Origin of the sequence: Zoogloea sp. 1C4 (assembly GCF_009469605.1) — a bacterium.
Taxonomy (GTDB): Bacteria; Pseudomonadota; Gammaproteobacteria; order Burkholderiales; family Rhodocyclaceae; genus Zoogloea; species Zoogloea oryzae.
This window is the reverse complement of record NZ_SSXU01000010.1, coordinates 125,932-149,369: the sequence shown is the minus strand read 5'-3', so window position 1 is coordinate 149,369 and position 23,438 is coordinate 125,932. Positions and strand designations below refer to the sequence as shown.

The 23,438-nt window shown below is 66.3% G+C and carries 19 protein-coding genes and 1 tRNA gene; 6 read left to right on the top strand and 14 right to left on the bottom strand.

Annotated elements, in window-relative coordinates:
• Positions 1–242: 242 nt before the first annotated feature.
• From dnaB to acs, 14 genes are all read right to left on the bottom strand, one after another.
• Entirely contained in the window at positions 243–1,610 is a 1,368-nt protein-coding gene (gene dnaB, locus GH681_RS13840) for a replicative DNA helicase (protein ID WP_228111910.1), read from the bottom strand.
• A 137-nt stretch (positions 1,611–1,747) separates the two neighbouring features.
• On the bottom strand, positions 1,748–2,197 hold the full coding sequence (gene rplI, locus GH681_RS13835) for a 50S ribosomal protein L9 (RefSeq protein WP_153162031.1): 450 nt from the start codon (positions 2,195–2,197) through the stop codon (positions 1,748–1,750).
• A 15-nt stretch (positions 2,198–2,212) separates the two neighbouring features.
• Positions 2,213–2,482 (bottom strand): 30S ribosomal protein S18, encoded by a 270-nt coding sequence (rpsR, locus tag GH681_RS13830; RefSeq protein ID WP_153162030.1) that lies wholly within the window; start codon positions 2,480–2,482, stop codon positions 2,213–2,215.
• A complete protein-coding gene (priB, locus tag GH681_RS13825; protein ID WP_228111909.1) occupies positions 2,454–2,798 on the bottom strand; it encodes a primosomal replication protein N in 345 nt (114 codons plus the stop codon). Before priB ends, rpsR begins: the two co-directional genes overlap by 29 nt.
• Position 2,799: 1 nt before the next feature.
• Positions 2,800–3,183: a 30S ribosomal protein S6 gene (rpsF, locus tag GH681_RS13820; protein WP_153162028.1), complete on the bottom strand. Its 384-nt coding sequence runs from the start codon at positions 3,181–3,183 to the stop codon at positions 2,800–2,802.
• A gap of 137 nt (positions 3,184–3,320) precedes the next feature.
• Positions 3,321–3,411: transfer RNA gene (locus GH681_RS13815), tRNA-Ser, on the bottom strand.
• A 29-nt stretch (positions 3,412–3,440) separates the two neighbouring features.
• Positions 3,441–5,492: a sodium:solute symporter family protein gene (locus GH681_RS13810; RefSeq protein ID WP_153162027.1), complete on the bottom strand. Its 2,052-nt coding sequence runs from the start codon at positions 5,490–5,492 to the stop codon at positions 3,441–3,443.
• Positions 5,493–5,504: 12 nt separating this feature from the next.
• The gene (locus GH681_RS13805) at positions 5,505–5,789 is read right to left on the bottom strand and encodes a DUF4212 domain-containing protein (protein ID WP_153162026.1); all 285 of its coding nucleotides are present in this window, start codon (positions 5,787–5,789) and stop codon (positions 5,505–5,507) included.
• A 63-nt stretch (positions 5,790–5,852) separates the two neighbouring features.
• Positions 5,853–7,262, bottom strand: a complete 1,410-nt coding sequence (locus GH681_RS13800) for a DUF294 nucleotidyltransferase-like domain-containing protein (protein ID WP_153162025.1) — start codon at positions 7,260–7,262, stop codon at positions 5,853–5,855.
• Positions 7,263–7,275: 13 nt separating this feature from the next.
• The gene (locus tag GH681_RS13795; protein WP_153162024.1) at positions 7,276–9,444 is read right to left on the bottom strand and encodes an exonuclease domain-containing protein; all 2,169 of its coding nucleotides are present in this window, start codon (positions 9,442–9,444) and stop codon (positions 7,276–7,278) included.
• Entirely contained in the window at positions 9,441–9,815 is a 375-nt protein-coding gene (locus tag GH681_RS13790) for a response regulator transcription factor (protein ID WP_153162023.1), read from the bottom strand. Before GH681_RS13790 ends, GH681_RS13795 begins: the two co-directional genes overlap by 4 nt.
• 75 nt (positions 9,816–9,890) lie before the next feature.
• Complete coding sequence (locus GH681_RS13785; protein WP_194271239.1) at positions 9,891–12,647, bottom strand: sensor histidine kinase; 2,757 nt, start codon at positions 12,645–12,647, stop codon at positions 9,891–9,893.
• A 10-nt stretch (positions 12,648–12,657) separates the two neighbouring features.
• On the bottom strand, positions 12,658–12,849 hold the full coding sequence (locus GH681_RS13780; protein WP_153162021.1) for a hypothetical protein: 192 nt from the start codon (positions 12,847–12,849) through the stop codon (positions 12,658–12,660).
• A 291-nt stretch (positions 12,850–13,140) separates the two neighbouring features.
• Entirely contained in the window at positions 13,141–15,099 is a 1,959-nt protein-coding gene (gene acs, locus GH681_RS13775) for an acetate--CoA ligase (RefSeq protein WP_153162020.1), read from the bottom strand.
• Between the two features lie 388 nt (positions 15,100–15,487).
• Between acs and mshL the strand changes: the two genes are divergently transcribed.
• The 6 genes from mshL to GH681_RS13745 are packed head-to-tail and all read left to right on the top strand — an operon-like array spanning position 15,488 to position 23,292.
• Complete coding sequence (gene mshL / locus GH681_RS23720) at positions 15,488–17,305, top strand: pilus (MSHA type) biogenesis protein MshL (RefSeq protein ID WP_228111908.1); 1,818 nt, start codon at positions 15,488–15,490, stop codon at positions 17,303–17,305.
• Positions 17,302–18,411: a tetratricopeptide repeat protein gene (locus tag GH681_RS13765; RefSeq protein ID WP_153162019.1), complete on the top strand. Its 1,110-nt coding sequence runs from the start codon at positions 17,302–17,304 to the stop codon at positions 18,409–18,411. The genes mshL and GH681_RS13765 overlap by 4 nt, the downstream gene beginning before the upstream one ends.
• The gene (locus GH681_RS13760; RefSeq protein WP_153162018.1) at positions 18,408–20,108 is read left to right on the top strand and encodes a GspE/PulE family protein; all 1,701 of its coding nucleotides are present in this window, start codon (positions 18,408–18,410) and stop codon (positions 20,106–20,108) included. The genes GH681_RS13765 and GH681_RS13760 overlap by 4 nt, the downstream gene beginning before the upstream one ends.
• On the top strand, positions 20,105–21,301 hold the full coding sequence (locus GH681_RS13755; RefSeq protein WP_153162017.1) for a type II secretion system F family protein: 1,197 nt from the start codon (positions 20,105–20,107) through the stop codon (positions 21,299–21,301). Before GH681_RS13760 ends, GH681_RS13755 begins: the two co-directional genes overlap by 4 nt.
• Positions 21,302–21,304: 3 nt before the next feature.
• Positions 21,305–22,723, top strand: a complete 1,419-nt coding sequence (locus GH681_RS13750) for a hypothetical protein (protein WP_153162016.1) — start codon at positions 21,305–21,307, stop codon at positions 22,721–22,723.
• The gene (locus tag GH681_RS13745; RefSeq protein WP_153162015.1) at positions 22,720–23,292 is read left to right on the top strand and encodes a hypothetical protein; all 573 of its coding nucleotides are present in this window, start codon (positions 22,720–22,722) and stop codon (positions 23,290–23,292) included. Before GH681_RS13750 ends, GH681_RS13745 begins: the two co-directional genes overlap by 4 nt.
• Positions 23,293–23,438 lie beyond the last annotated feature (146 nt).

Here is a 23,438-nt window from a genome sequence, read left to right as displayed (position 1 = left end):
AAAGAACCGCTGCGCGCTGCAGCGAAGAGGTGCGCATTATACAGAGCCTTTCAGCTCCGTCAAGCATTTCGCGAAATCTTTTTAAACTTCGCTGCAAACACCTGACTGCGCCAGAACAACCCAACACTTCCGGGCCATTCCCCTCAACACCGCGCTGAACAACTGCGCTGCGAAGAGGGCCGAATTATAAAGAACTATCAGAACACGTCAAGAGGTTTGGGGAAATTAATTCAAAACAGACCTCAGTAGTCATCCCCACCACCGCTCATCCTCATCCCCGCAAAGTTCTCGAAACGGGTGAACTCTCCGATGAAAGTCATGGGGATGGTGCCGGTAGAGCCGTTCCGGTGCTTGGAGATGATCAGCTCAGCCATGCCCTTATCCGGGGAGTCGGGGTTATAGATCTCGTCCCGGTAGATGAACATGATGATGTCCGCGTCCTGCTCGATGGCGCCGGACTCCCGCAGATCCGATGCGACCGGGCGTTTGTTGGGGCGCTGCTCCAGGCTTCGGTTGAGCTGCGAGAGCGCAATGATCGGCACATGCAGCTCCTTTGCCAGCGACTTCACCGACCGCGAGATCTCCGACAGCTCGGCTGAGCGGTTGTCGCTCTCCTTCAGCGAAGTCATCAGCTGAAGGTAGTCGATCACGATCAGGCCCAAGCGGCCGCACTGGCGATGCAGACGCCGGCAGCGTGCGCGCAAGTCGGTCGGGTTGAGGCCCGGCGTTTCGTCGATGAAGATCGGCGCCTCATGGAGCTTGCCCAGCGCGTAAGTAAGCCGCTGCCACTCCTCGTCGTTGAGCTTGCCCGAACGGATCTTGTGCTGATCAATGCGCCCCACGGACGACAGGAAACGGGTCGCCAGCTGAGTCCCCGGCATTTCCATCGAGAACACCGCCACCGGCAGACCACCCTCGATCGCCACATGCTCGGCGATGTTCAGCGCCAGCGAGGTCTTGCCCATACCGGGGCGCGCAGCCAGCACGATCATGTCCGAGGGCTGCAGGCCGGACGTCTTGTCGTCGAGATCCGCCAGGCCGGTGGCGACACCGGTAATACCCGCCGGAGAATCGCGGTCGTAGAGCTCCTGGATGCGATCCACCACCTGACCAAGAATCGGCTGGATCGGCACGAAGCCGCTGACCGTGCGCGCGCCCGCCTCGGCAATCTCGAACACCTTGGCCTCCGCCTCATCGAGGAGCGTCTTGGCGTCCTTGCCGGAAGGCGTCAGCGCACTGGCGGCAATATCGTCCCCCACCGACACCAGCTTCCGCAGGATCGCGCGCTCACGGATGATTTCGCCGTAGCGCCGGACGTTGGCCGCCGACGGCGTGCTGTTGGCAATCTCACCCAGATACGACAGGCCACCGACGTGCTCGGCCTCGCCATTCTTCTCGAGCGCCTCGAAGACAGTGACCACATCGGCCGGCTTGCCCAGTTCGATCAGGCGGGCGATCTGGCGAAAGATCCGCCGGTGATCGTCCCGGTAGAAATCCGCCTCATTGACGACGTCGCCCACCCGGTCCCACACGGTGTTGTCGATCAGCAGACCGCCCAGCAGGGACTGCTCCGCCTCCAGCGAATGGGGAGGCAGGCGCAGATTCGACATCACGGGATCATCGGAATGATTTTGAGATTTGCGCATAGACCATCAGTAGAACGAAACACCCGGAACAATCCGGACAAAAAACAAAAAGGGCTGCACTAGGCAGCCCTTTTTGATCGAAGCGAGTACTCGCCAACCGATCAGTTCTCGCCGACCACCGTGACGGTGATGGTAGCAGTCACGTCGGTATGCAGGGCGACGACGAGTTGCGACTCGCCGACAACCTTCAGCGGGCCTTCCGGCATGCGGACGGCAGACTTCTCGACGGCAAAGCCTTGAGCCTTGAGGGCGTCGGCGATGTCGGCGTTGGTGACGGAGCCGAACAGGCGACCATCGACACCGGCCTTGCGGCTGACGGTGATGGCCAGACCTTCGAGCTTCTCACCCTGAGCCTGAGCGGCAGCCAGCTGCTCGGCGGCGATGCGCTCGAGCTCGGCACGACGGGCTTCGAACTCAGCCAGGTTGGCGGCGTTGGCACGCTTGGCCTTGCCTTGGGGGATCAGGAAGTTACGGGCATAGCCGTCCTTGACCTTGACCACATCGCCCAGACCACCCAGGTTGACAACCTTGTCCAAAAGAATGATTTGCATGCTGTCTCTCCGGGATTACTGGTGCAGGTCGGTGTAAGGCAGGAGCGCGAGGAAGCGGGCACGCTTGATCGCGGTGGACAGCTGACGCTGGTAGCCAGACTTGGTACCGGTGATGCGAGCCGGCATGATCTTGGCGTTTTCGGTGATGAAGTCCTTCAGGATGTCCACATCCTTGTAGTCGATCTCTTCGATCTTCTCTGCGCTGAAACGGCAGAACTTGCGACGCTTGAAGAGGCTGCGACCGCCACGGTCGTCCTTACGCTTCATTGCTGGCTTGAATGCCATGATTCGTTCCTTCCAAAAATTCGATCGTATCGATGTGCAATACAGGCATCCTGCTCCGCAGACTTTTTGCTGCGAGGAAACCGGTGAGCCGGGCGGTACTGCCGAGACGGGCGACGGCTAGCATTTTTGCCTTGTCACCCACGGCCACCACCTGCAACTCGAGCTCCACATTCCGGGGGAGCCCGGCTTCCGCCTGCCGCGACCGGTGCTCGATGCGTCCTGCCAGCACCGGCACACCGCCGGGGGAGTAACGCATCTGACCAATCTCGGCCAGGACGCCTTCTATCTCAAAACTGTTGCGGCCCTGCTCCTGCAACTCAGGCGGCGGGCTGCTGCTCGGCGGCCGGCTTGGCCTCGTCGGCGGAGGTCAGGGAGCGGGACTTCTCTTCCTTCATCATCGGCGACGGAGTGGTGACAGCCTTCTTGGTGCGGATAGACAGGTGACGCAGGACGGCATCGTTGAACTTGAAGCCGTGCTCCAGTTCGGCGATGGTCGGCTGATCGCACTCGATGTTCATCAGCACGTAGTGGGCCTTGTGGATCTTCTGGATCGGGTAGGCCAGCTGACGACGGCCCCAGTCTTCCAGGCGATGGATCTGGCCGCCCTGGGAGGTGACGAGGCTGCGGTAGCGCTCGATCATGGCGGGCACCTGCTCGCTCTGATCGGGGTGAACGATGAAAACGACTTCGTAATGTCGCATGAGATCTCCTTCTGGATTAAAGCCCTCCGTCATGCGAACGGTAGGACAAGGTAAAACATGGCCAGATCGGCTGCCACGAACGTGGCAAAGCGCGCGCCTTACAAGCAAGGCACACGCTAACCATCCGGGGGAATTCTTGGCGGAGAGGGCGGGATTCGAACCCGCGTCAGGGTATTACCCTGAACACGCTTTCCAGGCGTGCGACTTAAACCACTCATCCACCTCTCCAAGTGGAGGCGGCACTATACATGAAGAATTCAGGATGTCAAAGCCTGTTTTCGTTTTTTCGCTGGATCGGGCAGCCGGACGTCGTCGACAAGGGCCTGAACCTCGGCACTCGGCGGGGGCGTGAGCAGGCTGACGACAGCAATCACCACGAAGCCTGCGGGCACGCCGAAGACGCCGCAGGAGATCGGATGGATGTCCAGCCAGGCCTCGGCCATGCTGCCGCCGAAGAAGGGATGGGTGCGCACGATGTAGTAGAGCGTCATCCCAAGGCCGGCGATCATGCCGGTCACCGCGCCCCACTTGTTGGCGCGCTTCCAGAAGATGCCCAGCACCAGCGCAGGAAAGAAGGCCGACGCAGCGATCGAGAAGGCCAGCCCGACCATGAAGAGGATGCTGTCCGGACGCAGCGACGCCACCCAGGCGGCCACCACCGCCACCACGAGCAGCTGGGACTTGGTGATCACCAGCCGGCGCTGGGTGGAGGCTTCCGGGTTGATGATCTTGTAGTAGAGATCATGGGACAGGGCGTGGGAGATCGTCAGCAGCAGGCCATCCGCGGTCGACAGTGCCGCTGCCAGGCCACCCGCGGCCACCAGCCCGGAAACCACGTAGGGCAATCCGGCCAGTTCCGGCACCAGCAGCAGGATCGCGTCGCTGTTGATGGTGAGTTCGGCCAGCTGGAGGATGCCGTCGCCGTTGATGTCCTCGATCTTGACGAGGCCGACCTTGCCCCACGAGGCCACCCAGTGGGGCAAGGTGGCAATGTTGGAGCCCACCAGACTGCTATAGACCTCCCACTTGGCGAAGACCGCATAAGCCGGCGCCGTGACATACAGCAGAAAGATGAAGAACAGCGACCAGAACACCGAACGTCGCGCTTCCCGCACCGTCGGCGTCGTGTAGTAGCGCATCAGGATGTGGGGCAGTGCGGCGGTGCCGACCATCAACACGAAGGTGAGCGCCAGGAAGTTGCGCCGGGCGCTATCCCGGGCAGCCTGATCGGCCCCCGGGTGAGCTTCGGCGTGGGGCGGCGGCGGCACGGTGCGGGAGAGACTGTCCTGACGGGCCCGCTCCCACTTCACGCGGGCTTCATCGGCGGTACGGGGCAGGTCACGCAGTTGCCGTTCAGCGACAGAGATGTCCCGGGCTGCCGCGCCCTGGGTGCGCAGCTCGTTGACCCGCTGGACCTGAGCCATCCGCTCCGCGGCAAGGGAGTCGGGCAGGTCGGCGATCTTGCGGGCGTACTCCTCGGCGCGATGCCGGTACTGCACGCGGACAGCGTTCTCCCGCGGCTCGGAGAACAGCTCCAGCTCCTTCACACCCAGATCCTGCAGCACCTTGCCGTAGGTCAGCTGGGGCAGCGGAACGCCGGTCACCTTGTACGACAGGATGCCCACCGGCACCAGATAGGCGACGATGAGGATCAGGTACTGGGCGACCTGCGTCCAGGTCACCGCCCGCATGCCACCCAGAAACGAACACACCAGGATGCCCGCGAGGCCCACGAACACGCCGATCTCGAACTCGATGCCGATGAAGCGGCTGGTGATGAGCCCCACGCCGTAGATCTGCGCCACCACGTAAACGAAGCTCGCCAGCACGCCAGCAAACACGCCGACCACCCGGGCGAAGTGCCCCTCGTATCGCGCGCCGAGGAAATCCGGGATCGTGAACTGCCCGAACTTGCGCAGGAAGGGCGCCAGCAGCAGCGCCACCAGCACATATCCGCCCGTCCAGCCGGTGACGAAGGCGAGCCCCTCGAAGCCGGCGTAGTACAGCGTGCCCGCCAGCCCGATGAAGGACGCGGCGCTCATCCAGTCGGCGGCGGTGGCCATGCCGTTGAACAGCGCCGGCACCCGCCGCCCCGCCACGTAGTACTCGGAGACGTCGGAAGTCCGGCTCATCACGCCGATGGCGGCGTAGATGGCGATCGTGGCGAACAGGAAGATCTGGCCGATCCAGCGGGGCGCGAGGCCAAGCTGCTCGGCGATGGCAAGCATCGCCACCAGGCTGAAGAAACCCGCTGCGTAGAAAAGGTAATAGCGCCAGACGCGCCGGGACAGGCTGGCCAGAGAGCTCATCGTTGCGCGGCCTCAGTCATCGGGATCAAGGCCGTGGCGCCGCTCGAGGCGCGTCATGCAGAAATCGTAGAGCCAGACGATCAACAGGAACACGATCAGCGCACCCTGCGCCGCCATGTAAAAGCCGAAAGGCCAGCCGAAGAAGACCATCGAATTGAGCTCGTCCGCGAACCATCCGGGCAGGAAGCTCACCGCGGCCCAGACGAGCAGCAGCCCCACGGTCAGCCGCAGGGTCGTCTTCCAGTATCGCTCGGCGGCGGCGCGCGTTTCCGCGCTGTTGTCGTTGTCCCGGCTCACAAGCCTCTTTCTCCCGCTCCTGGCCGTACGGCCACGGCGCGAGTATAGCCCCCGTCCGCGGCACTACAACTGATACCGGACCTGGAGCTTCTGCTGCAGGCGCCGCGCCTGGCGAAAAGACTCCTTCAGGAACGCCCGCTCGAGCTCGTTCAGGGACGCCGGGGCGATCTGGTTGGCTCCACCGCCAGGCTCCCGCGGGCTGGCGAGGCGAAGCTGCTGGATGAAGCCAAAGGCATCGACCAGCGCCCTCACCTCCCGCCGCGGCCAGTTCAGCGCCTCACCGGCCGCCTGCAGGCGCGCCGTGGTGGCGGTTTCGGCAACGCCGAGCGCCAGCGCGTAGATCCGCGCCGCGTCGACGAACACCCGGCTGCCGTCGCGCTTCAGGTCGATGAGCCCAGTTTCCCGATCCACCGAGAAATCCCGGAGCACCCCGAGCGGCGGCCCGCCGCGCAGGGCGTTTGCCGCCATGAAGCGCAGGAACAGCGGGGTATCGCCGGCGATGCCGAGCAGCCAGCGCTGCAGCGCCGCCGCCAGCTGCCAGTCGCCCGCGAGGGGACGGAAATCGAAGAAGATCGTGGCGTTGAGGAGATCGTCGGCCGTACCGCTGTGCATCCAGCCGGCAAAGCACGCCCGCCACTCGCCCAGCGACAGGCACCAGCGGGGATTGCCGGCCATCACCTCGCCCTTGCAGAGTGGAAAGCCGCAGGCGTCGAGGATCTCATTGACCCGCCGGGCGAAGGGCAGGAAGCCTGCCCGCAGCGCCTCCGGATCGTCATCTGCGCCGCAGGCAAAGATCAGCCCATTGTCCTGATCGGTGGCAAGCGTCTGCTCCAGACGGCCTTCCGAGCCGAAGGCGAGCCAGCACCAGGGCACCAACGGCACTTCAATCTCGGCTTCGGCCAGGTCGACGGCCGCCTGCACCACGAGATCGTTGAGCATGGCGATCCACTCGCCCAGCGCACCGCTGCCCTCGCCGAGCTCGACCATTGCCTCGGCGGCCTTCCGCACCCGGGCCGCGGCCTGGGCGAGGCTGTCCACGCCGCGCGCAGACTGGATCGCCTCGACAAGATCATCAGAGCCGGCAAACCGGCTGGCGTAGAGATCGCTCCGGGAGAGCACGCCGACGAGCTGGCCCGCCCCGTCGGTAACCACCAGATGGCGCAGGCCGTGCCGCGCAAGCAGCAGCCGGGCCAGATGGGGGCTGGCGTCGCCGGGCAGGGCGACCACGCCGCCGGTCATGACGCCGGCCACCGGTGCGCCGAGATCGCCACCAGGCAGCACGACCCGGTCGATGACGTCGCGGAGGGTCAGCATTCCGAGTGGGCGCCGGGCCGGATCGACGATGACCACCGTGCCGACCCGCGCCGCATCCATCCGTTGCAGCGCTTCCCGGATACTCGCCTCGGGGAGCGCATGCACCGGCGGGCGACGCAGCAGCGCCGTCAGGCCACCACCGCGCTGGGCTGAGGACATGAGCGGCGGCCGCTCAGTACTTCACGCGGGCGTAGTAGGTCTTCTCGGAGGCCTTGCGCGCATCCCCAAGGGTCCGAATGCCCATCTCCGCCAGCAGCGGAATCATCCGCAGGAAGACCTCGCCGGTGACGATCGCATCGCCGATCGCCGTGTGGCGCCCCATCACGCTCACGCCCATGCGCTCGCTGATCGCCTCGAGACGGTGGGACTCCTGCGAGGGATGCAGCACCGCCGACAGCAGCAGGGTGTCGAGCACGGGCTGAGTGAAACGGATGCCGGTGCTCTCCTCCTTGAGCTGCAGGAAGCGCATGTCGAAGGCCGCGTTGTGGGCCACCAGCACGGTATCTTCGGCAAAGGCATGGAAGGCCGGCAGCACCTTGGCCATGGACGGCTGGCCGACCAGCATCTCCGGCGTGATGCCGTGGATCTTGGTGGAGGCCTCCGGCAGCTCGCGGAGCGGGTCCACCAGCTGGTCGAAGGATTCGGACTTGAGCAGCTTGCCGTTCACGATGCGGGTTGCACCGATCTGGATGATCTCGTCGCCTTCGGACGGGTTGAGGCCGGTGGTCTCGGTGTCGAACACCGTGAAGGCGAGCTCGGAGAGCGGGCGGTCGTCCAGGGCGTGGCTGGCCTCGGTCTGCTTGAAGAGGTCGAAATCGTAGTACTCGGGCCGGCTGTCGCCCTTGAGGTAGGTGGTTGCCTCGACTTCGTTCTGGGGCGCGGCCGAGGGCAGCAGCAGGCGAAAGAAGGCGCGGTGCTGGGTCTTCTCGCGCTGCAGCCAGATCTCGCCGTCGTGGCGGGCCACCACGTCGCGCACCGTGAGGGGGGAGCTTTCGCCGGCGAAGGTCATGGGCTCGAGTTCCCAAGCCATCACGGTCTCGGTGCTCATCGCCTGCCCGGACCAGATCAGGTCCAGATGCGCCAGCCGCCCGGCGGAGGTGAGCCGGAAGCGCACTTCGCGCACCTCGAACTCATCGGACAGCCGGCTGACGAGATAGCTGATGGCCTGCAGCAGCGAGAAACTATCCACCTTCACCCACACGTCCGGATCGATGCCTTCCAGCTTGGTGGGCAGGCCGAGCTTCTTCTCGACCCGGCGCTGGGCTGCGGCCACCAGATCGGCGCCCAGCATCTCGTCCAGGGGCCAGCGGGTCTTGAGGGAGTCGGCGAAGGCGTTGGCGGTCTCGTCGAGGCGGCGGCTCATGCCCTCCACCTCGTCACGGACCACCTTCAGGAAGCGCTCCTTCAGATCGGCGTCGAGATCGGGGTACTCGAGCATCTCGGCCGCGGCCCGCAGGTTGGCCAGGGACGAGCGGCTGCCCTCGGTGAGGGTGTGGAGCATCTGGTCACGCTTGGTCTCGGCCTCGAAATTGCGCGTGATGTTGTCGAGCATCAGCACGAAGCCCGTGACGCTCGGCTCGGCGTCGGGCTCGCCCCCCGTGGCCAGCACCGGCGCCATCTGCACCCGCAGCAGCTGCCCGGCGCGGGTGGTGGTGACGAAGTTGGCCATTGGCTGGGCGCTCTGGCGGCGGATGCGCTCCTGGATGCTCTCGAGGGCATGGACGATCAGGCTGCGCTCGAAGACGAGGTAGATCGAGCGCCCGAGGCCGATGATCTCGCCACCACCAGCGGCGGTTGGCGCATCCGACAGCGCCTTGAACTGCAGCCGCGCCCGGTTGTTGTAAAGCAGGATGCGGCCGTCGAGATTGCACACCACCACGCTCTGGTTGAGCTCGGACATCAGCGCGGCGAGGCGGTTGCGCTCTTCCTCGACCGACAGCCGGGCCTCGCGGATGCGCGCCTCCACGTCTTCCTGCAGGCTGCGCCGCTGATCGGCGAGGTTGTTCACCGCCTCGGCAATGCGCTGCAGTTCGGGCGAGCCTGCCGGCTTGACCCGGCGGGATGGATCGGTGCCGACGATCAGCCCGACTTCGTCCGCCAGCAGCGCCGGCTCGGCGATGGCCGACTGGGCGAAGGACTTCATCAGCACCGCCGCCGCCCCGGCGCCCACCATCGAGATCATGATGAGCAGCCCCAGCCGCGGGTTGAGAACGGGCTCGATCACCGCCTTTTCTTCAGGCGTCAGATCGCGCCACACGGCAAAGCCCGCCGCCGCCAGCACACCGGCGACGAGAGCGCAGGCCGCGGCAATCGCCAGCGCCTGCCGGGCTTTCGGGCTCATGCCGGGATATCCAGGAGGGATTTGACCTTGGCGACCAGCTCGCGGGTCGAGAAGGGCTTGGTCATGTAGGCATCGGCGCCCATCGCGAGACCCTTGGTGACTTCGGTCTCGCGCCCCTTGGCGGTGAGCATCAGGATGCGGGTGTCTTGCAGCCCGGCGTCGGCACGGATCTCCTGGCACACCTCGTAGCCGTTCTTGCGCGGCATCATCACGTCGAGGAGCACCAGATCGGGCGACTCGCTGCGCACCTTGTCGAGGGCTTCCTGACCGTCGTTGGCGATGCACACGGCAAAGCCCTCGCGCTTCATCAGGAACTCCAGGGAAATGACGATGTTCTGCTCATCGTCGGCGATCAGTATTTTTTTGGTCATTTTGTCTTCCTCCCCTCCGCCGTCTGAAACAGGGACGCACATCCCGCCCCCATCCGCGGCGCATGAAATTGTAGTTTATCCTGCTTGAGCGTTCGCTTCTGTTGATTTGCCGCAAGGCATCAGAAACGAGAATGTCGCGCCCTCCCCCGCCCGGCTCTCGACCCACAGCCGGCCGCCATAGTGTTCGACGATCTGGCGGCTGATCGGCAGGCCGAGGCCCGTCCCCTGAGGCTTGTCGGTCATGGTGTTGCCGCCCTGCCGAAACTTCTCGAAAACAACCAGCTGCTCCTCGGCGGTGAGGCCAGGCCCGTTGTCCCGCACGTCCACACGCAGGCCGTCGGCAACCTGGCTGAGCGTCACCCACACCGCACCGGTGTCCCGCGCGACGAACTTCACCGCATTTGAGAGCAGGTTGAGCACCACCTGCACCAGCCGATCCCGGTCGGCCAGCAGCGTCGGCACCTGGGCCGGCAGGGCCAGCTCCAGCGCCACGCCCTTGTCCTTGAAGAGCTGGCTGGTGGACGCCGCAGCCTGCTCGACCACCTGGATCAGGTCCACCTCGCCGGTCTGCCACTCCGCATGGCCCGAGTCGATCTTGGCCATGTCGAGCACCTGATTGACGAGCCGCGTCAGCCGCTCGGTCTCGCTGACGATGATACCCAGAAAGCGTTTCCGCTCTTCGAGGTCGATCTTGGGATCCTCAAGCAGCATCTCGGAGAACGCGCGGATCGAGGTGAGCGGCGTGCGCAGTTCGTGGGTGACCGACGACATGAAGTCGTCCTTCAGGCGGTCGAGCTCCTTCAGGCGATCATTGGCACTGCGCAGTTCGCGGGTGGCCGCTTCGAGTTCCAGGGATTTCTGCTCGACCTGCTTCGAGTAGGCCCGCACCTGGGATGCTTCGTCGAGAATGTTCATCACCTCATCGAGCCCAAGCGGCTCCTCCTTCACCACCGAAGCCACCATCACCCGCGCCGACGCCGCACCGATGGCGCCGGCCAGCGTGGTCTCTGCAAAATGCACCAGCCCGGCATCCGCCTGGAGGGCCTCGACCCCGGCCACGCCGCGCATCCGCGCGTAATCCGCAAAGGCGTGACGGGCCCGGTCGCGTCCAATGAACCGGCCGATCAGCGGAAGCAGATCGCCCACCCGGGCGCTACCGCGCCAGAAATCGCCGCCGCCGGGCCGACTCTGCCGGAAGACATCCACGAACAGCATCGCCTGGCCGGCCTCGACAGCATTCGGCCGCCGCCACAGGGACACGCACAGGTAGGCGCAGATGTTCACTGACAGGCTCCAGAACAGGCTGTGGGCGATCGGGTCGAGGCCGACAACCCCGAACAGCTCCTGGGGCCGCAGCACCTCCAGCCCGAACAGCCCATCCTGCAGGAAAGCCTCCGGCAGCCAGCCCGACTTTGCAAAGGACGGCAGCAGCAGCGTGTAAAGCCACACCCCGAAACCACCGGCGAGCCCCGCAAGTGCCCCGGGCCGGGTGCCGCCACGCCAGTAGATCCCGCCGATCATCGCCGGGGCAAACTGGGCCACCGCGGCAAAACTGATGAGGCCGATGCTCACCAGCGCGTGGGCCTCGCCGGCCACGCGGAAGTACAGGTAGCCCAGCAGCAGGATCAGGATGATCGCCCCGCGGCGGATGCCCAGCAGCACGCCCGAGAGGTCCTCCCGCCCCAGCAGCGAGCGCCCCCGGAAGCGCAACAGGACGGGCATCACCAGATCGTTGCAGACCATCGTCGACAGGGCGATCGTCTCGACGATGACCATCCCCGTTGCCGCCGACAGCCCGCCAATGAACACCAGCAGCGCCAGCCAGCCCTGCCCCTGCGCCATCGGGAGGGTAAGCACGAAGGTGTCGGCATCCACATCCTGGCCGGCAAAGGTCATCAGCCCCCCCAGGGCGATGGGCAGCACGAAGATATTGATCAGCAGGAGATACAACGGAAACTGCCAGATCGCCCGGCGCAGGTGGTTCTCATTGACGTTCTCGACCACCGCCACCTGAAACTGGCGGGGCAGGAACATCACCGCCAGCATCGACAGCAGCGTCATCGAGAACCAGCTGCCGTAGCCATTGCCGCCGGCGCCCATTTCCATCAACCGGCGCAGGTCGTCCCGCTCGGCCGCCTGGGAGAAGATGTCGGCAAATCCGTCGTACAGCCCGAAGGTAACGTAGATGCCGACCGCCAGCACGATCAGCAGCTTGACCAGCGACTCGAACGCCACGGCCGCCACCATCCCCTCGTGGCGCTCGGTAGCGTCCAGGTGGCGGGTGCCGAACAGGATGGTGAAGGCCGCCATGATGAGCGCCACGTACAGCGCCGTGTCGGTCAGCCAAGAACCCGCGCCCACCTTGGCCGGCATCACGATGGCCGGGTAGTTCGAGAGGATCGTGAAACTGTTGGAGACTGCCTTGAGCTGCAGCGCGATGTAGGGCAGCACGCCGAGCACCGCGATCACGGTGACCAGCCCGCCCAGCAGGTGGCTCTTGCCGTAGCGCGAGGCGATGAAGTCGGCGATCGAGGTGATGCGATGGGTCTTGGCGATGCGGACCATCTTCAACATCACGAACCACCACAGGGCCACCGCCAGGGTCGGCCCGAGGAAGATCGGCACGAAGCCCAGCCCCGACGACGCGGCGCGCCCCACGCTGCCGTAGTAGGTCCAGGTCGTGCAGTAAACCGCCAGCGAGAGGGCGTAGATCGTCGGGTTGGCGATGAGGGAACGCCCTGCATCCGCCCGCTTGTCGCCCAGGTAGGCGACGCCGAACAGCAGCAGCAGATACAGGAAGGAGACGGCGACGATGGTGGTTCCGGTCATCACGCCTGCGCTCCTAGCGCTCGATGACCAGGGCCATCATCACGATGAGGGCCGCCCACACGCCGAAAACATAGAGGTACAGGACGGGAATGCCGAACCACATCCGGTCCGAATCGAACGCAGACAGGATCGGATAGTTCACCAACAGCCCGCCGAGCAGAAACAAAGCCACGAGACGCTGGCCGGTTAGTGTCGCCTTGATCATGTCATCCTCCCGTCGCGCAATGTCACCCTGCGCTTATAACCCGTACAGGCAGACTTGGCGAGAGTTGCGACGCACCTGCGCGCCCGCCGCCGTCACGCGGACGACGGACGAGAAAAAGGCGCGGAGTCCGCGCCTGTTTCTCCCCCTCACACTCCCGGCCATACCGCGCCGGGCTCCTCCCTTGTTTATTCTGTTGTGCGGCACGCGCTGTTGTTTTTGACGGCACTTCGGGGGAAGCACCGGGGCGCTGGCCGCCCCCGGCCACAGGGCCGGGGCGGGTGATGCAGTTGATTACTTGAGCTGTTCCAGGATCGCCGGGTTTTCCAGCGTCGAGGTGTCCTGGGTGATCTCCTCGCCCTTGGCCAGCTGACGGAGCAGACGGCGCATGATCTTGCCGGAGCGGGTCTTCGGCAGGTTCTCACCGAAGCGGATGTCCTTCGGCTTGGCGATGGGGCCGATTTCCTGGCCAACCCAGTTCTGCAGTTCCTTGATGACCTTGACGGCTTCGTCGCCGGTCGGGCGGGCGCCCTTCAGCACCACGAAGGCCACGATCGCTTCGCCGGTCAGATCGTCCGGACGGCCAACCACGGCAGCCTCGGCAACCTTCTCGTGAGCCACCAGGGCGGATTCGATTTCCATCGTGCCCATGCGGTGACCGGAGACGTTCAGCACGTCATCGATACGGCCGGTGATGGTGAAGTAGCCGGTGTCCTTGTCGCGGATCGCGCCGTCGCCAGCCAGGTACAGCTTGCCCTGGAAGTCAGCCGGGTAGTAGGACTTCACGAAACGGTCGGGATCGCCCCAGATGGTGCGGATCATCGACGGCCACGGACGCTGGACGACCAGGATGCCGCCCTGGCCCCACGGCACTTCGGTACCGGTCTCGTCGACCACCGCAGCCTGGATGCCCGGGAAGGGCAGGGTGCAGGAGCCGGGGACCAGCGGGGTCGCGCCGGGCAGCGGGGTGATCATGTGACCACCGGTTTCGGTCTGCCAGAAGGTATCGACGATCGGGCAGCGGCTGCCGCCGACGTTCTCGTAGTACCACTCCCAGGCGGCGGGGTTGATCGGCTCGCCGACGGAACCCAGGATGCGCAGGGAAGACAGGTCGTAGTTCTTCGGATGCACGGCCGGGGTGTTGTCCGCAGCCTTGATCAGGGAGCGGATGGCGGTCGGGGCGGTGTAGAAGATGTTGACCTTGTGATCCTGGATCATCTTCCAGAAACGGCCGGCGTCCGGGTAGGTCGGCACGCCTTCGAAGACGATCTCGGTGGCGCCGCAGGCGAGCGGGCCGTAGGTGATGTAGGTGTGGCCCGTGACCCAGCCGATGTCGGCCGTGCACCAGAAGACGTCGTCCGGCTTGATGTCGAACGTGTACTTCATGGTGAGGATGGCGTGCAGCAGGTAGCCGCCGGTGGAGTGCTGGACGCCCTTCGGCTTGCCGGTGGAGCCGGAGGTGTAGAGCAGGAACAGCGGATGTTCGGCTTCAACCCATTCCGGTTCGCAGACGTCGGACTGGGTGGCGAGCAGGTCGTCAGCCCAGATGTCGCGGCCGGCGACCATGGCGGTTTCGCCACCGGTGCGCTTGACGACCAGGACGCTCTTGATGGACGGGCAGCCGCTGGCCAGCGCTTCGTCGGCGATGGACTTGAGCGGCAGGGCCTTGCCACCGCGGTTCTGGCCGTCGGAGGTGATCAGGGCCACGGCGCCGGCGTCATTGATCCGGTCGGCCAGAGACTGGGCGGAGAAGCCGCCGAACACGATGGAGTGGGTGGCGCCGATACGGGCGCAGGCCTGCATGGCCACGACACCTTCGATGGACATCGGCAGGTAGATGACGACGCGGTCGCCCTTCTTCACGCCGAGGCTCTTGAGCGCGTTGGCAAACTTGCTGACGCGGCCGAGCAGATCCTTGTAGGTAACCTTGGAGACGTCGCCCTTGTCGCCTTCGAAGATCAGCGCGACCTTGTCGCCCAGACCGTTGTTGACCTGACGGTCAAGGCAGTTGTAGGAGACGTTCAGCTTGCCGTCGGCAAACCACTTGAAGAACGGGGCGTTGCTCTCGTCGAGCACCTGGGTAAACGGGGTTTGCCAGTCGATCAGTTCCTTGGCGCGCTTGCCCCAGAAGCCTTCGTAATCCTGCGCAGCTTCCGCGCAAAGAGCCCGGTACGCTTCCATGCCCGACACGGCAGCGTTCTTCACCACCTCTTCAGACGGATAGTAGAGCTTCTGGGTGGTTTCGTTCGTCATTTTTCACCTCTCCTCGTGTTTATATGAGTGTGCAACGTTGGATGCTCTGAAACCTTGCTGGCGGGGGACAAAGGCCGTACGACTGGGTATCACCGCTGTTGTTTTTCTGTACGGTGTTTCGGTCCTTGATCCGGCCGAGATTAGAGTCGTTCAATCTTACACATGACTTACACCCGTGTAAGGCTTTTTCCTGCAAAAAACTGCCGGGACAGCCGCCAGCCCCCAATCCACGACACCGTACCAGGACACTTGCAGACACAAGCCTCCCACAGGAAAATAAATTCGGCATAAAATCAGGAGCTGTAAAAAAAGACATACACGTAAGACGATGAATTTATTCACCTGGCTTTCAGGCGCACTGGCGCTGGCCACAGCGGGATGCGCATCCATGCCATCCAACCCGCCGTCGTCGGGCCACATCGGCGCGCAGGGGATTCCGGCGGAGAGTGCAAAAAGCATACCCCCCGTCGTCGCCGACCTCATCCCCCTGCCCCGCCCCACGCCCGCTCCGGTGGCAGAAACCTACTCGGTTGTCGTCACCAACCTGCGCATCCAGGATCTGCTTTTCGCGCTGGCCCGCGACGCCCGAATCAACATCGACATCCACCCCGGCCTCAGCGGCACAGTCACCCTCAACGCCATCAACCAGACCCTGCCCCAGATTCTCGCGCGCATCGCCCGGCAGGTAGACATGCGCTACGAGTTCGATGGCTCCAATCTGGCGGTGATGCCCGACAGCCCCTTCCTGCGCACCTACCGCATCGACTACGTCAACCTGAGCCGCAGCGTGTCGGGCACTGTTTCCACCAACACCCAGATCGCCACCAGCGGCACCGGCAACCTGCACGCAGCCGGCACCGGCCTACCCGCCGGCACGCCGATCACCGGCGGCAACGTCTCCGCCACCCGCATCGAGAACGCCTCCCGCAACCAGTTCTGGGAATCCATCGAAAAGAACCTCCGCGATCTGCTGCGCGAGACCGACAAGCTCCTCCCCGAGGGCTCCAGCGAAACCGTCGTCGAGAACGTCGAAACCACCACGACCACCGGCACCGGCATCAGCACTGGCGCCGCGCCCGCCGGATCTGCCGGGCGCAACCGCAACGCCCGCCCGGTCCAGGGCCAGCCCGCCGGCTTCGCCGCCAGCCCCAATCCGGCCGCCATGCAGAACGCCACCACCACGGTGGTGCACAAATCCACCTTCCGCGAGGCCGCCTCGATCATCGCCAACCGCGAGACCGGCGTCGTCACCGTGCGCGCCACCGGCCGCCAGCACGAAAAGGTGCGCGAGTTCATCGACCAGGTGATGTCCGCGGCCCGTCGCCAGGTGCTCATCGAGGCCACCATCCTCGAAGTCGGCCTGTCCGACACCTACCGCCAGGGCATCGAATGGAGCCGCATCCTCGCCAACGGCACCCGCTTCGGCCTCACCGGCCCCACCCTGGGCACCAGCACCGGCAACGCCATCCTGCCCTTCAGCGCCAGCTACCAGAGCGCCAACGGCATCGACTCGACGATCCGCCTCCTCGAAGGCTTCGGCACCGTCAAGGTGCTGTCCAGCCCCAAGCTGTCGGTGCTCAACAACCAGACAGCGGTCATCAAGGTGGTCGAGGAATTCGTCTACTTCGCCGTCCGGGCCGACACCACCCAGACCACCAACGCTGGCGCGCTCACCACCGTCACCACCACGCCCCAGGCGGTGTCCGTCGGCCTCGTGATGACCGTCACACCCCAGGTCAGCGACGCCGACGAGGTCATCCTCAACGTCCGCCCCACGATCTCCAGCATCGCCGACTTCCGCCGCGACCCGAACCCCAACATCCCCGCCAACATCGCCAACCTCGTTCCCCAGATCCGCACCCGCGAGATCGAATCCGTACTGCGCCTGGGCGACGGCGAAACCGCCATCCTCGGCGGGCTGATGGAAGACCGCATCGACTACAAGACCGGCCGGGTGCCGCTCGCCGGAGCGATCCCGCTCTTCGGCGAACTCTTCACCAACCGCGACAACGCCATCCAGAAGACCGAGCTGGTGATCTTCCTGCGCCCGGTGGTGGTGCGCGAACCCAACCTCGTCGCCGCCACGCCGCACCTACGCGGCCAGCTGCCCGGCCCCGGCTTCTTCACCGACACGCCCCGTCCGGGCAGCCGGAACTTCCCACCTCTGCAGCCCGATGCACCGTCAGCTCGGGGCATCACGCCATGAGCCTGCTGCTCAACGCCCTGCGCAAAGCTGACGAAAGCCGCCGTCCGACCGATCCCGCCCCCACGCGGCCGATGGGCGGCGCCCTCGAACTCGAACCCTTGCCCCTGCCCGCCAGCCCCGGCGAGCCCGCCCGGCCAGCCATCGCTCCGCCTCCAACGCCCCCGGCGGGCACGCCGGCACGGCCACCGCTCCCCGACTGGCGGCTTGCGACCCTGTTCGCCTGCCTTGGCGCCCTCGTCACCGGCCTCTGGCTGGCCCTGACACCCGCCACCCTGCCGATCAGCCCCGCCCATGCAGCGCCATCGCCGCGCTTCGTGATGGACGACGCCACCGTCGAGGAAGAGCCCGTCCCGGCCCCGGCTCAGGCAGCCAACATCTCAAAACCATCCTCGGCCCCGACACCTTCAATACCCGCCGCCGCGGTACAGCAACGGCCGCAGCCCCCACGCCCGACACCGCTCGCGCCCCCCGCCGACAGCCCTCGCTTCCGCCCCAGCCCGGCGGCGCCTGCCAGCCCGTCTGCCGTCACCCTCGCCCACGACGCCTACACGGCGGGCAATCTCGCCCACGCCGACGCCCTGTACCGACAGGCCCTCGCCGCCGACCCGAACAATGCCGACGCCCTCAACGGACTCGGCGCGATCGCGCTCATCCAGCGCCGCCCGGCCGAAGCCGACACCCTGTTCCGGCGCGCCCTGCTGGCCCGCCCGCTCGACCCAACCGCCCTTTCCGGCCTCGCCCGCATTCAGTCCAGCAGTCAGACATCCGCCGAAAGCCCGCTCCGAGATGCCATCGCAGCCCTCGCCGACACCCCCGACAGCCTTGCCCCGCGGCTCGCCCTGGCCGACCTCCTGGCCCGCCAGCAGCGCTGGGCGGAGGCCCAGCAAGCCTACTTCGACGCCCACCGTCTCGCCCCGCTAGATGCCGACATCGCCTACAACCTCGCGATCAGCCTCGATCATCTGGGCCAGCACCGCCTGGCGGCGAGCCACTACCGCAAGGCGCTGAGCCTCGCCGCCCGGCTGCCTGATGCCGCCACCCGCTTCTCGCGGGCCCGCTGCGCCGAGCGTCTCGCCACCCTCCAGCCGTTCGACTCCACCCCATGAACGCCCCCGCCCCCATCGGACAGACCCTCCTCCAGCTCGGCCTCATCAGCTCCGACCAGCTCCACATCGCCCTGCGTGAACAGCACCGCAGCGGCGACGCCCTCGGCCGCCAGCTGGTGCGCCTCGGCTTCCTCTCCGAAGCCACCCTGCGCGACGCCCTCGCCCAGACACTCTCCCGCGAGAGCATCGACCTCACCCACGTGCTGCCGGATCCGGCCGCCCTGGCCCTCGTGCCCCAGCCCGTCGCCAAGCGCCTCAAGCTCATCCCGCTCAGCTACGACGCCGCCCGCCATACACTGGTGATCGCCTCCGCCGAGATCGACAACCTCATCGCCCTCGACCAGTTGCGCAGCCTGCTCCCGGCCGGCTGCACCATCGACACCCTGCTCGCCGGCGACTCCGAGATCGCCCGCGCCATCGACCAGCTATATGGCCACGAACTCTCCATCGACGGCATCCTCCACGAGATCGAGACCGGCGAGCCCGAGCGGCTGGGCACGGCCAGCGCCGGCAACGAATACGCCCAGCCCGTCGTGCGCCTCATCGACGCCCTGCTGGCCGACGCCGTCCGGCGCGACGCCTCCGACCTCCACTTCGAGCCCGAAGCCGGCTTCCTGCGCATCCGCTACCGGATCGACGGCATGCTGCGCCAGATCCGCGCCCTGCACCGGGCCTGCTGGCCGGCCATGGCCGTGCGCCTCAAGGTGATGGCCGGCCTCAACATCGCCGAAACCCGCGCCCCACAGGATGGGCGGATATCCCTTCACGTGAGCGGCCGCCCGGTGGATTTCCGCGTTTCCACCCTGCCCACGCTCCACGGCGAGAACATCGTCCTGCGCATCCTCGACCGCCAGAAGGGCCTCGTCCGCCTGGATCAGCTCGGCCTCCCCGACGCCCAGCTCGACCTGCTCAAGCTGATGATCGCCCGCCCCGAAGGCCTGATCCTCGTCACCGGCCCCACCGGCAGCGGCAAGACGACCACCCTCTACTCCATCCTCGGCCACCTCAACGCCGAGGGCGTCAACATCATGACGCTGGAAGATCCGGTCGAATACCCGATGTCCCAGATCCGCCAGACCGCCGTCTCCGAGGCCACCCGCCTCGATTTCGCCAACGGTGTGCGGGCCATGCTGCGCCAGGATCCGGACGTGATCCTGGTGGGCGAGATCCGCGACGAGGACACCGCCCGCATGGCCTTCCAGGCCGCCATGACCGGCCACCAGGTCTTCTCCACGCTCCACACCAGCTCGGCCATCGGCGCCATCCCGCGGCTCCTCGACATCGGCATCCAGCCCGACATCCTCGCCGGCAACATCATCGGCGTCGTCGCCCAGCGCCTCGTCCGCCGCCTTTGCCCCGCCTGCCGCGACCCGCACCCGGCCGACGACATTGAGATGCGCCTGCTCGCCCTCGGCGGCAGCACCGGGCGGCCAGTCATCCACCGCCCCAAGGGCTGCCCGCGCTGCGATTTCCAGGGCTATCTCGGGCGCCTCGCCATCATGGAAGTCCTGCGCCTCGACGGCGATCTCGACGAGCTCGTCGCCCGCCGCGCCACCACCCGTGAAATCCGCCAGGCCGCCCTGCACAAGGGCTTCCGCACGCTCGCCGACGACGGCTGCCGGCGCGTCCTGGAAGGCGAAACCTCCCTCGAAGAACTCTCCCGCGTGGTGGACCTCACCGACCGACTGTCCCCATGACGCCCTTCGCCTACCGGGCCGTCGATCCCCACGGGCAGATCGTCCGGGGCCGGCTCGACGCCGACAATCTGGCCGATCTCGAACTCCGCCTCGCCCGGCAGGATCTCGAACTCATCCACGGCAAGCCCGCGGCACGGCTGCCCGGGCGCCCCCACGCTCCCCGGCGGGAGCTCATCAACTTCTGCTTTCACCTCGAACAGTTCCTGCGCGCCGGCGTCCCCATCCTCGAAAGCCTCGCCGACCTCCACGACGCCACCGATCACCCGCGCTTCCGCGCCACCATTGCCGCCGTGCGCAGCGCCATCGAAGGTGGCGACACCCTGTCCCAGGCCCTGGAGCGCCACCCGCAGACCTTCGACGCCGTCTTCTGCAAGCTGGTGCGCGCCGGCGAACGGGCCGGCGAGCTGCCCACCGTCCTGCAGGCCATCTCCGCCAACCTCAAACGCGACGACGAACTCGCCAGCTACACCCGGCGCATCGCGATCTACCCAGCCATCGTCGCCGTCGTCATCCTCGCCGCCATCGCCGTCGCGCTGATCCACGTGGTGCCCGAGCTCGCCCGCCTCTTCCAGAGCACCGGCCAGCCCCTCCCGCTGCAGACCCGGCTGCTCATCGGCCTGTCGGATTTCGTCCGCCGCTTTGGCGGCCCGCTCCTTGTCCTGGGCACGGCGGGCATCCTCGCCTACCGCCACGGGCTCGCCACCCGGTCGCACCTGCGCCAGCGCCACGACGCACGCCTGCTGCACATCCCGCTCCTCGGCGACGTCCGCCGCAAGCTCATCCTCGCCCGCTTCACCGGCCTGTTCGCGCTGATGTACCGCTCCGGCATCCCCATCGTCGAAGCCCTCCAGGTGGCCGGCGAGGCGGTCGGCAATCTGGCCGTCCAGCAAGGCATCGCCCAGGCCGCCGGCAACATCGAACGCGGCCTCAGCCTGTCCGACGCCTTCCGCGATGTGGCCATGTTCCCCGCCCTCGTCACCCGCATGCTCCGGGTCGGCGAGACCACCGGCGCCCTGGACAACGCCCTCGCCAACGTCAGCTATTTCTATGAGCGCGACGTCCGCGAAGCCATCGCCCGGCTCCAGGCCGGCCTCGAACCCGCCCTCACCCTCATCCTCGGCGCCCTCCTGCTCGCCGTGATGAGCGCCGTCATGCTGCCGATCTACGACATCGTCACCCAGCTGAAGCTCTGACCCATGGCCGACCGTCGCACCCTCCACGTCTCCGCCGCCGGACTCGCCAGCCACGCCCCCGGCGCATCCGCCGCCGACAGCCACTTCACGCCCGACGCCGATGGTCTCGCCCGCTTCGCCGCCTATCTGGCCGCGCACGCCCGAACCCGCTTCACGCTCCTCATCGATCTTCCCGACGAGATCTTCTCGACCGAAACCATCCCGCCCCTGCGCGGCAGCGACCGCCGTCGCCTGCTGGCCCGCCGCCAGGAACGCCTCGGCGCCGGCGTGCCGCACGTCACCCGGCTCTCCCTCGGCACACGCAATGCGTCGAAACCGGAAGAGACCGTCCTGCTCGCCGCGCTCACGCGCCCCGAAAGCCTCCGCCCTTGGTTCGACGCCCTGACCCGCGCCGGATCAATTGTCAGCGGCGTTCACTCGATACCGTTCGTCGGCATGGCCCTGCTCGCGCACCTGCCGCCAGCCAGATCCGCCCCCGACGCACCGCAACTGCTCGCCAGCCTCGGCCCAGCCGGGCTGCGGGTCTCGTGCTACGCCGACGGCAAGCTCCGGTTCAGCCGCCTCACCCCCGCCGGCGCCGATCCGTGGGCAAGCTGTCACCCCGAGATCCAGCGCACCCGCCAGTACTTGCACGCCCAGCGCATCCTCGGCCATGACATGCCCCCGCAGATCCGGGTGCTCGCCCACCCCGACCATCACACCGCCATCCGCAACAGCGCGCCCGACGGCATCGACTGCGTCGATCTCGTGGCGCTCGCCCACAACTGCGGCGCCCCGCCGCCCATCGGATCAGACAGCCTGCCGCTGCTCATCCATCTGCTGGCCCGCGCCCCTCGCCTGCCGGCCATCCATGTCCCGGCGCTGGGGCGCGCGCGACGCATCGCGCGCATCGGTCAGACCGCCATCCTCGGCACCGCCCTCGTCGTCGGCGCCAGCCTCGCGCTGGGCGCCGCCAACTACATGGCAAGCCAGGAAAGCGACGCCCAGAGCACCCAGCTCCGCGCCCGCATCACCGACGCCCAGCTCCGCCTCGACCAGGCCCGTGCCGCCATCCCGCCAACGCCGCACCCGCCCGCCGCAATCCACGCCACCCACGCCCGGGCCGTCCGGCTTCACGCCGCCGCCGACATCGACACCCGGCTGAACGCCGTGTCCCGCGCCTTCGACCACCATCCGCAGATCGATCTGGATCGCCTGGAATGGACGCTCAACCCGACCGATCCCGACCCGGCCCTCACGATTCGGCTGCACATCAACCTGCCCATCCAGGGCGCCAACACCCTGGCCGAGACCTTCGCAGCCACCCTGCAGACAACCACCCAGGCCACCACAACCATCGAACCCACCGGCATCCCGGCAGCAGACGCCCAGCAGCGCCAGCCCGTCGTAGTGCGGATCGACTTCCCCCCCAGCGCGCCATGACAGCCCACCGACCGACGCCAATCCCCGCCGCCCTGCGCAAGCCCCTGCTCGCCTGCCTCGTCGCACTGGCCGTCTCGATGGGGCTGGCCGCTGCCACCAATCAGCTCCGCCGCAACGCCGACGCCACACTTAACGACCTCACCCTCCGGCTGAACGGCATCCACCGCCAGCACGAAGAAACCCTCAAGGAAGCGGCCGACGCCCGCCTCGCCCTCCGGCAACAGGCCGAACTCGATCGGCTGGGCTTGAAGTCATCGGTGCCGCGTCTACAGTTGATGGGCGGGATCGACGCAGCCCTGGCCGAAACAGGCCTTTCCGATCTTCACTACACCCTGTCCCCGCTCCAGCCCCTCGACGACACCCCGCTGCTTGTCCTCTCGACGGTCCGGCTGGACGGCAGTGTTCCTCACGAGGCTCGCCTCCTGGCATTGCTCAAGCGACTGGAGGCCACCAATAACGGCCTGTTTCTTCCGCTCCGCTGCGCGCTCGCTCGCACCACGACGGATGCCCATACCATAGTCAAAGCCGACTGCGAAGCGACTTGGCTAGGGCTGCAACCACCCGCTTGAGACATATTTCACACTACCCAATTTGCGCACTTTTCCAGAAAAATCAACAACTCAACGTCATCGCCCACCCGATCGCCAGAAAATGTGTCGACAATTTTTACACCTGTTTCAGCGAGACTCTGACGAAGTTCCCCAACTGAAAAAAA